This window comes from Corallococcus llansteffanensis (assembly GCF_003612055.1).
Lineage (GTDB): Bacteria > Myxococcota > Myxococcia > Myxococcales > Myxococcaceae > Corallococcus > Corallococcus llansteffanensis.
Genome location: NZ_RAWB01000892.1, coordinates 1 through 2,453 on the forward strand (window position 1 = coordinate 1; position 2,453 = coordinate 2,453).

3 protein-coding genes are annotated in these 2,453 nt (G+C 71.0%); 2 read left to right on the top strand and 1 reads right to left on the bottom strand.

Features of this window, described 5'->3' with window-relative positions:
- Together D7V93_RS41745 and D7V93_RS41750 are read left to right on the top strand one after the other, a co-directional pair.
- Positions 1–648: endonuclease I family protein (locus D7V93_RS41745; RefSeq protein WP_120648527.1), on the top strand; the 648-nt coding region annotated here is incomplete at its 5' end.
- Between the two features lie 9 nt (positions 649–657).
- Positions 658–1,308, top strand: coding sequence for a hypothetical protein (locus D7V93_RS41750; RefSeq protein WP_147451632.1), 651 nt, complete (start codon positions 658–660; stop codon positions 1,306–1,308).
- Positions 1,309–1,323: 15 nt separating this feature from the next.
- Here the strand turns inward: D7V93_RS41750 and D7V93_RS41755 are convergent, their stop codons facing one another.
- Positions 1,324–2,352 carry a DUF4097 family beta strand repeat-containing protein gene (locus D7V93_RS41755; protein WP_147451633.1) on the bottom strand — a complete coding sequence of 343 codons (1,029 nt, stop codon included), beginning with the start codon at positions 2,350–2,352 and terminating at the stop codon, positions 1,324–1,326.
- Positions 2,353–2,453: the final 101 nt, after the last annotated feature.

Below are 2,453 nucleotides of genomic sequence, written 5' to 3' on the forward strand. Positions count from 1 at the left end.
GTGGATGACTTCACGCCGGCCGGCCCGGATCCCCGCTACGACGGGATGAAGGACAAGGTCCTCATCAAGGCCCTGCACGACGCGGTCTCCAAGCACAAGGACCTGGGCTACAACGGCGCGCGCAAGGTCATCTTCACCACGCTCGACAACCACGACGGCATCGTCAAGTGCGTCTACACGGGCAAGGAAGTGAAGACGAACAAGATTCCCAGCAGCAACGTGATGAACACCGAGCACACCTGGCCCCAGTCCAAGGGCGCCACGGGCGCGGCGAAGGCGGACCTGCACCACCTGTTCCCCACCGACAGCAAGGCCAACTCCATCCGGGGCAACTACCCGTTCGGCACGGTGAAGACGGTGAAGTGGACGGAGAACGGCGCGAAGTTCGGCACGGACGACAAGGGCCGGATGGTCTTCGAGCCGCCGGATGCCCACAAGGGCAACGTGGCGCGCGCGCTGTTCTACTTCTCCACCGTGTACAACAAGCAGATCCCGCCCGAGGAGGAGACCGTCCTCAAGCAGTGGAACACGCTGGACAAGGTCGACGCCGCCGAAGCCAAGCGCAACGACGCCATCGAGACCTACCAGCAGAACCGCAACCCCTTCGTGGACGACCCGACGTTGTCGGAGCGCATCGCGGACTTCTAGAGTCCCCGCATGCCTCGTCCTCTCGCGCCCCTGTGGGCGCTCGTTCCCAGCCGTACCGGCGTGCCCCTCATGAAGGTGGGAGGCACGCCCGAAGCGCCCGGTCCCCTGGACTGGCCCGCCTGCGAGATGTGCGGCGGGCCGCTGCGCTTCCTCTTCCAGCTTCCGCACGTGGAGGGACGGCTGGACCTGGCGCCGTACGCGTCGGTCCACGTCTTCCAGTGCGAGAACCCCGCCTCCGTCTGCTTCCGCTGGGACCCCGAGGAGGGCGCCAACGCCGCGGTGGCGGTGAAGGCGGGCGCTCCTGCCGTCAGCGCGCCTCCGGGCCCGGTGAAGCCCTACGCCGAGTGGACGCTCGGCTTCGAGCCCGCCACCGAGGACACCGAGGCGCTGTCGGTGGACGTCAACGAGGCCACGGACGAGCAGCTGGCGGCGTTGGACCGCGCGCAGGAGACGGCGCCGGAGAGCAAGGTGGGCGGCGTGCCCGGCTGGCTCAACGGCGAGGCGACGCCGGAGTGCTGTGACGCGCCCATGCGCTTCGTCGCGCAGCTTTCCGCGATGCCGTATGGCCTGGAGTTCGGCGACAACGGCCGGGGCTACCTCTTCCGGTGCACGCGGGACGACTGCGAGCGGCCCTTCCGCTTCCTCACCCAGGGCGCCTGAAGCGGGGCGTGGCCTCTAGCGCTGCATCGCGGTCAGCAGCTTCTGCGCGTCCGCCGCGCTGAGCTTGCCGGCCTCCACGAGCTCCAACACGCGGCGCATCTCCGCCTCGGGGATGCCCGGGGAGGGCGGTGGCGCGGCCTGCTCCGGCCGGGCGTGCGGCGAGGTGCCTGGATGGTGCGCCCAGGGCGGCGCGCCCCACGAGTTCGCCCAGGCGTGGGCCCACTGGTGGGCGTGGCGTTCCGCGCGACGCTGCCAGCGCTCCGCCTTGCGCTGCCAGCGCAGCGAGTCCGCCTCCCACGCCTCGTGCGCCACGTCCTCGGAGCGCGAGCGGCCCGACTCGCGAATGCGCACCGAGCCCAGCTCCGTCTCCAGCACGAGCGTCGTGGCCGCCTGGGGGTTGGACGGGTAGCGCGTGTGCACCGCGCCCATCGCCGTGCGGGCCGCGACGTGCACGTCGAGCCCCGGCACCAGGCGCAGCTCCACCGCGCCCACCTGCGTGCCGATGCGGTGCTCGCCCACGTCCAGCGCGTCCACGTCCAGCTTCACCGCGCCCGCCTGGGCGGAGATGTTCAGGGTGCCGCCGACGCGCTCGCCGACGATGCGGCCCGCGCCGGTGCGCAGGGTCAGCTTGCCGTGCACGTCGCGCAGGCTCGCGGTGCCGGCGTCCGTGGACAGGTCCAGCTCGCAGTCCTTCAACCCGGAGACGCGCACCGCGCCCGCGTCCAGGTGGAGCTTCGCGTGCACGTTGGCCGGCACGAACAGCTCCGCGTGTCCGCCCTGGCGCCAGAACAACGACAGGAAGCCGGACTCCCTCGGCACCAGCTCCACCTTCGTGACGCGCCCGTGCTCGTGGATGCGCGCCTCCACCCGGCCGTGCGTGACGAGGTAGGGCTTCTCGCCTTCCGCCAGCGGGGACACGACGAGCGCGGCGGCCGTCGCGTGCAGCTCCAGCTGCGCCTGCTGACCCCAGGGGATGGCGTGGCGCTGGGCGCCATCGCGCGCGGAGTCGGAGTCGGAAGACGGCGTCACTTCGGGTTCCATCATGGAGTTACTCCCGTGCCTTCTTGAGGCGTTGGGCGGCCTCGTCCGCATCGATGAGCCCGGCCGCGAGGTCATCGAGAATCTGGGCCCGGCGCGGTGAAGCG